General features: G+C 56.0%; 5 protein-coding genes and 2 tRNA genes. 5 read left to right on the top strand and 2 right to left on the bottom strand.

Going from position 1 to position 6,353, the window contains the following annotated elements:
* The first annotated feature begins 306 nt into the window (after positions 1 to 306).
* The 5 genes from IG168_RS16785 (at position 307) to IG168_RS16765 (ending at position 5,703) form a co-directional block, all read left to right on the top strand.
* Positions 307 to 771 (top strand): hypothetical protein, encoded by a 465-nt coding sequence (locus IG168_RS16785; protein ID WP_193165749.1) that lies wholly within the window; start codon positions 307 to 309, stop codon positions 769 to 771.
* A gap of 276 nt (positions 772 to 1,047) precedes the next feature.
* Complete coding sequence (locus IG168_RS16780) at positions 1,048 to 1,515, top strand: hypothetical protein (protein WP_193165748.1); 468 nt, start codon at positions 1,048 to 1,050, stop codon at positions 1,513 to 1,515.
* A 140-nt stretch (positions 1,516 to 1,655) separates the two neighbouring features.
* Positions 1,656 to 2,345: a fimbrial biogenesis chaperone gene (locus IG168_RS16775; RefSeq protein ID WP_193165747.1), complete on the top strand. Its 690-nt coding sequence runs from the start codon at positions 1,656 to 1,658 to the stop codon at positions 2,343 to 2,345.
* Positions 2,346 to 2,350: 5 nt separating this feature from the next.
* On the top strand, positions 2,351 to 4,822 hold the full coding sequence (locus IG168_RS16770; protein WP_193165746.1) for a hypothetical protein: 2,472 nt from the start codon (positions 2,351 to 2,353) through the stop codon (positions 4,820 to 4,822).
* Positions 4,819 to 5,703, top strand: a complete 885-nt coding sequence (locus IG168_RS16765) for a hypothetical protein (RefSeq protein WP_193165744.1) — start codon at positions 4,819 to 4,821, stop codon at positions 5,701 to 5,703. Before IG168_RS16770 ends, IG168_RS16765 begins: the two co-directional genes overlap by 4 nt.
* 97 nt (positions 5,704 to 5,800) lie before the next feature.
* Here the strand turns inward: IG168_RS16765 and IG168_RS16760 are convergent.
* Both IG168_RS16760 and IG168_RS16755 read right to left on the bottom strand, forming a co-directional pair.
* A tRNA-Leu gene (locus IG168_RS16760) sits at positions 5,801 to 5,887 on the bottom strand.
* 170 nt (positions 5,888 to 6,057) lie between these two features.
* Positions 6,058 to 6,144: transfer RNA gene (locus IG168_RS16755), tRNA-Leu, on the bottom strand.
* Positions 6,145 to 6,353: the final 209 nt, after the last annotated feature.

The following is a 6,353-nucleotide window of genomic DNA, read 5'->3' as shown; positions in this document are numbered from 1 at the left end:
AAATTATGCGCAGCAATGAATTTTCCGAGAAAAACGTACCCAGCGCCTTTATTCCAGTGATTGTCTTCAAAAATTCGATCTCACCGATACACTCAAATTGATCGATTTATGTTCAGTGCAGGGTAAAAATTTTCGTCGTATCGAGTGAAGGTAGACAAGGTGACCAGCAGTGCGGGGTCAGTGGTTTTGCCACTTTTGCTCAGGTTGTTATGGCGCTCTATTCCAGCTTTGCGTACTGGGTTGTTTCGGTTTTGAGCACATTTCTGCTCGCTCCAAGTTTTTTGTTTGTAAAGGAGAAACAAACTGATGAAGAGTCTACTCACCTTGGGTGCTGCCGTCGCGTTTATCGCAACAGGAAGTGCATACGCCGACACTAGCGTGGATATCCCACTTTCCGGGCACTTGTGTAAGACCTGTAATGTCACCGCATTCCTGAATGGTCCCTTTGACGACCTGGATATGACTACGACCGCGCAACAGGGCTTTGAATCACTCAGCCCCATATGCAATTACGGCGGTACGCTGACAGTCACGTTCACATCACTCAATGCGGGCTTTTTAGAAAGTGGACCCAACAGTGTGGGATATACGCTGCAAGTCAGTGGAGGTCTTTTGGCTCCCACGCAACTCACAGTTCCAGCTGTCGTTAACAACTGGCCGGCAGTAGCGAACGCAGTGCAGACGCGCAGTCTCAGTGTGGCCCTGCTTGCGGTTGCGACGGTGGCCGGCACCTATACCGACACGATTACGGCGTCGGTGACGCCGAATTAATTTACCGCGGTGGGCGCTAGGCGCTCGCTTAGAGGCCCACCTGAATTACGGGAACCGCTTTGGTGAAGTCGGCTAATTTCTCCATGAAATTCGATTTCATCGGAAAGCGCAACTTTTATCCAAATTCTCACCGCGCAGTGTCGAGTTATTCGATTGCGCCGGGAAAGAGATTGATGGGTGGCGGAATGTCCTAAATTGATTCCGCTTTAGGGGCGATCATCAGCTTTGTTGGCTCGTCATTTCCTGAAGTAAAGTTTGTAAAGGAGAAGTTAACTGATGAAGAAGCTGTTCGTGGTCGGCACAGCCGCCGCACTGATGCCCATGGGCAATGCCTATGCAGACACCAGCGTCCAAATCCCCCTGTCCGGGACCCTGATGAAAACCTGTGACGTGATCCAAAATTTAGACGGCCCTTTTGACAACTTGAATATGTCCACGACCAGTGAGCAGGGCAACGAACAGGTCATTCCCACGTGCAACTACGCCGGCACCGTGACTCTGACCTTCACGTCCCTCAATGGCGGCTTTCTCGTGAGTGGATCCAACATGGTCGCATATAACCTGATAGTGGATGGTGGGCTTCTGGCTCCCACGCAACTCACCATTCCGGCAGTTGTCGCCGTCTGGCCACATCCCGTGCCGGACATCGGGGTTCCCCGCAATATCAGGGTGGCCCTGCTCTCCGCCGCGACGGTAGCCGGAACCTATACCGACACAATTACGGCGTCGGTGACGCCGAATTAATTTTCTTGGGTGGGCAACGAGCATCTGCACAATGCCCCATATGCAAGGCGAGGGTCGATTCAATGCTGCATTGCTCTTGGCACTACGAACCTTTTAGATGGTCGGCGTGCCCCTGAGCTGGTCTTTGAAAACAGAAGAAAATGTATATCCGAGATCTTTTATTACTTTTTATTTTTTTGGCTATAGATACTCCGTTATCAGTGGCCCAGTCGGTGACGCCGACGCGGCTTGAACTCAATCTCGAAGAATCTGCCCAGGCAATCTTGACGCTATCTTCGACCAAGCCAGTAGACGTGGCTCTGGAACTTTCCATCGCGGACTATTCCGCAGCAGGTGGGGAGGTGGATGCTCCACTGGAAATCGTGCCACCACAGATGGTGCTGCGGCCAGGAGAGACTAGGCGGGTTTTGGTGAGATGGCGTGGCGAAAAAAGACTGCCGGTCAGCAAGTCATACTATTTGGCAATCGATGAGCTTCCATTAACCGTGGGTGCGCAAGAGAGTGACGCGGAGATTCAGCTGCTGACCTCGTGGCGGTTGCCGGTTCACGTAGAAGTTGGCGGTAAGCCTGAGGTAGATTTTTTTGCGCCGCATATCGATGGCAGCGCATCTATAGAACTTAAGAATACGGGCAGGCAGTACGCACTATTGTCCCACTACGAAATCGGAGTGAAGGGTAACCGGGAAGTCGTTGTTTTGGATGGACTGGATCTCGCCAGATTGCTAAATCGCGATGCGCTTCTGCCTGGGCAGACCGTATCCATTCCGTTGCGCCTGATAGGGCTCGGAGCCGTTGGGCTGCAGGGTGCAAGCCTGCTTAAGAAGGAATAGTGCCAGTGATCCATATACGATTCCTTTTGCTCTTTGTCCTCGCCAGTGGGTTAATGGCCGCGGTTTCAGGTGCGGCAAATGAGGTTGCCTCTGCGGATGCGTCAAAGATCATTTATGTGAATCTGCCGGTCTCAATTGACGGGCGCATTGTTGGTGATCTGAATGTAGGTGTCGCAGGTACTGCTCTGTACACGGTCGATCGCCAGAGTTGGCTGAGTTTTGCCAATGGATATTTTGATGCCGAGGTGGTAGAGCGTATCGCACAGACTGTCGATGGGCAGGCTATTCCGATCGGTGCTTTTATTGAAGAATTTATCGATATCTTTTTCGATCCTTCTGCGCTGGAGATAAAGATTAACCTGGCCGATTCGCGCAGGCTGACGCGAGAAGTGTCGCTGCGCTCTCATGTTGTCGATTACGATAACCTAACTGATTACGAACTGCCTGGGCGCTCCGCCTATCTGAATCTCAATCTGCAGCAGGACTACCGCTGGAACGGTGCGCTGGACAGCGATCAGCAGCGTGCCACGCTGGTGAATGTTGACGGGGCGATACAGCTTTTCGGCAGTCCAAGGTTAGTGCTGGAAGGTGGCGCCTTTCTCGATTCGGCGGTTGGCGTTGACGACCAATGGCAACGCAGCGAAGTTCGCCTGGTGCATGACGATATACGGCGAGCAGTTCGCTATTCAGTTGGCGATGTATTCTATCGGGCGACTGAATTCCAGGTATCTCCGCCACTGCTTGGTCTCTCAATCGAGCGGGCCTATGCCGACATACAGCCGCTGCGCAACATCACGCCCACCGGAACACGCAGTTTTACTGTAAACCAGCGCTCGACTGTTGAGGTCTATGTCAATGGTCTTTTTCAGAATACCTTGCGCCTTGAGCCGGGACGTTACGATCTGAGTGATTTCGCCGTAAATGCTGGAGTCAATGAAGTTTCTTTGTTGATTACCGATCCATCAGGCCAGCAAAGGCGCATTGAATTTTCGCTGTTCTCCGATCCCATACTGTTAAAGCGAGGTGTATCTGAGTTTTCTTTCAACGCCGGTTATCAGCGAAGTGTGGCAAGTCCCGTCGGCATTGACTACGACTACAATGCGCCCGCGTTTTCTGGTTTTTACCGGTATGGTATTACGGATTATCTAACGGCGGGCGCCAGCTTCCAGGCGACCGAAGTGCAGCAGATTGCCGGGGGCGAAGTCTCCCTCTCTACCCCCGTTGGTATTCTGGCAGGCAACTTAAGTACGAGTGACTTGAACGGTGTTGGGCGGGGGAGGGCGGCCTCACTGCGCTGGTCGTATGATTTTTTTCTCGGTGGCAGGCGCCCTCATGAATTTGATCTTGTCGCGGTTGGCAGGGATGAGCTCTATACCTATCTGGGCCAGGGCAGCCCGACCGCAACCTACAAGTCCGAGTTGCGCGCGCGCTATTCAGCGCCGGGACCGTTTGGCAGCTATATCAGTGCCAGCGCTCGCCATGCCGAGCTGTTTGATGCTGCGGCACCGATCGACAAAGTCTACGGCTTGGATGTCACGCGTCGCTTTGGTCCCCTGAATGTTTCCATCAGGTTCGAGCAGGAGAAAACCGACATCGAGGAGGCGCGCGCGATTGTCCGACTGTCGATGCCTTTCGGTGAGCGACAGATCGCGAGTACTCAATGGGATACTTTCGATGATACCGGTGAGTTGGTGCTCGGCAGGACACAATATGGCACCGTCGGTGATTTCTCTGGTGGATTGGCACTACGGTCTGGTGTTGATAACTACCAGGCCGACTTGGGCGCGTTCTACCAGGGCAATCGGTTCCAGTTGGGCTTCGATCATACCTACACCGACTTCACCGATACCGACACCGGCACGGAGCGCGAGCCGGTGCAGTTGAGTACGCTCAGGCTGGGGTCGAGCCTGGCCTACGCGGATGGAAGTTTTGCGCTGGCGCGACCGATCAATGACTCTTTCATCATGGTGCGGCGCCACGAAACCCTCGATGGCAGCCGGATTCTGGTGGACGAACGCCAGGGAGGTTATGCCGCGATCGCCGACAACTTCGGGCCGGCGGTCGTGCCCGGAGTCAACAGCTACGTTTCACGGCGTGTGCGCTGGGAGCCGGAAAGCCCACCCTTTGGCTACGACATGGGCAATATCGAGGGCAACGCCTTCCTATTTTACCGCTCCGGTATCGCCTACATGGCCGGATCGGAAGCCTCGATTACCGTGATCGGCGAGGTGCGGGACCTTCGCGGCGATGCCATCGGCATGACCGTGGGTAATATCACCGCGACCGACGGGCGCGAATTTGCGCCGGTGACCACCTTTACCAACAAGCGCGGCCGTTTCGTTGCCCAGGGGCTGGCACCGGGCGAATACCGGATCGTCTTTCCCGACCGCGGCGACCTGAGTGTGCGCTTTACCATTGAAGACGGGGCCACGGGGATTGTTGAACTCGGTGTTATCAGGGAGCGGGTGTCACTATGAGGCGAATTGCAATCGTGTCGGGCTGGCTTCTCCTCCTGTTGCTCGGCGCTGCCGCCTACGCGTCGGAAGATGGAGAGGATGCCTGTTCTGTGCAGGCTGTGTCCGTCGAGGGGCAGTCGGGATTTGTTTACTTCCCGTTTGCCGACCGCGACGAGGTCAGGGAGCTTCGGCTGGCAATCGACTCGCGCGGGCAGTGTCGTCTCGGTCTGGCGCTGTTGCCGACCTCCGGTGCCGAGTTGCGCGGGCCGGGGCAGCCACTGAATGTCACATTTCGCGATCGGCGCGATCAGGTCATTCCGTTGAACGGTAACGAACAGCAGTGGGTGCCGTTTGAGCAGACCGCTCGCGGCACTATCGCGTCCCTGGCGGTCGGGCTTCCCCGGGGGCAGGCCCGTCGCGCCGGTGATTACGTGAATACGTTTGTTGCGCGGATATTTGCCAACGGGCGCCCGGTACGCGAGATCGATTTTCAGCTGTCGGTCCGGGTTGCGCCGCAGGCGGACCTGCAGGTGGCGGGCAACGCGGAAGGGCGGCTGGGCCGGTCCGCGGGGATGAATTTTGGCGAACTGGAAACCGGTGAAACACTTTCGGCACTGCTGGCCGTGCGCGCCAACGGGGCCTACAACCTGTCCGTCGCGTCGGATAACAAGGGCGTCCTGCGCCATACCTCGCTCAATGGCGATATGGCGGCCGTTCCCTATACCGCGTGGATCGACGGCCGGAGGCTCTCCCTGCAGGGCGGGGCAGATATGCAAAATTATGCGGCCCCTCAAGATGGCCGGCGCCTCCGCAACATCAGTGTGCAAATCGGCGAGACTCGCGGGCGCATGGCGGGTCAGTACCGCGATACCTTGCGGGTGACGGTGACGCTACTGGAGTAAATTCAGCCGCAAAATAGCGTTGGAGGTATATGCGAGCAGCAGCGCTGGGGCTGAAACGAAAAAAGGCCGACTCTCGCGAGTCGGCCTTTTTTGGAATTGGTGCCCAGGAGAAGACTTGAACTTCCACGACCTTGCGGTCACTAGCACCTGAAGCTAGCGCGTCTACCAATTCCGCCACCTGGGCATTCCGCGGCAAGCGCCGCAGAGGTCCGCACTATAGGGATTTTCTGTGGCGTGTCAATCGTCGTTAGTGACCGGGAAGCTTTGGTGTGGCTGTGCGCGGGAGTTGGAGGGAAAAGTTGCCCTCCGCAAACGAAAAAAGGCCGACTCTCGCGAGTCGGCCTTTTTTGGAATTGGTGCCCAGGAGAAGACTTGAACTTCCACGACCTTGCGGTCACTAGCACCTGAAGCTAGCGCGTCTACCAATTCCGCCACCTGGGCAAATCAGCGGTGTGCTCCGCTGAGGACGCGCACTATAGGGATTTGCCCCGGGGGTGTCAACGGTCCGCCAGCGTTTTTTTCTACTTTCCCGCAAGCAGTCGGGATTGGCCGCGAAATCGCTTATACTGCGTGCAGTAGCGGCGCCTCCCTGACCCGGTATTCACCGCCAGCGCCGCCATTCCAATTCCCGGATATTCTCCGGATGCCGC

Source organism: Microbulbifer hainanensis (assembly GCF_014904735.1).
Classification (GTDB): domain Bacteria; phylum Pseudomonadota; class Gammaproteobacteria; order Pseudomonadales; family Cellvibrionaceae; genus Microbulbifer; species Microbulbifer hainanensis.
The sequence above is the reverse complement of the archived record's forward strand: the minus strand, read 5'-3'. Positions and strand labels throughout refer to the sequence as shown.

Bases quoted from the DNA above. Each gene is read 5' to 3' on its own strand.
- IG168_RS16785 (WP_193165749.1), top strand. From the start codon at position 307: ATGAAGAGTCTACTCACCTTGGGTGCTGCCGTCGCGTTTATCGCAACA.
- IG168_RS16780 (WP_193165748.1), top strand. From the start codon at position 1,048: ATGAAGAAGCTGTTCGTGGTCGGCACAGCCGCCGCACTGATGCCCATG.
- IG168_RS16775 (WP_193165747.1), top strand. From the start codon at position 1,656: ATGTATATCCGAGATCTTTTATTACTTTTTATTTTTTTGGCTATAGAT.
- IG168_RS16765 (WP_193165744.1), top strand. From the start codon at position 4,819: ATGAGGCGAATTGCAATCGTGTCGGGCTGGCTTCTCCTCCTGTTGCTC.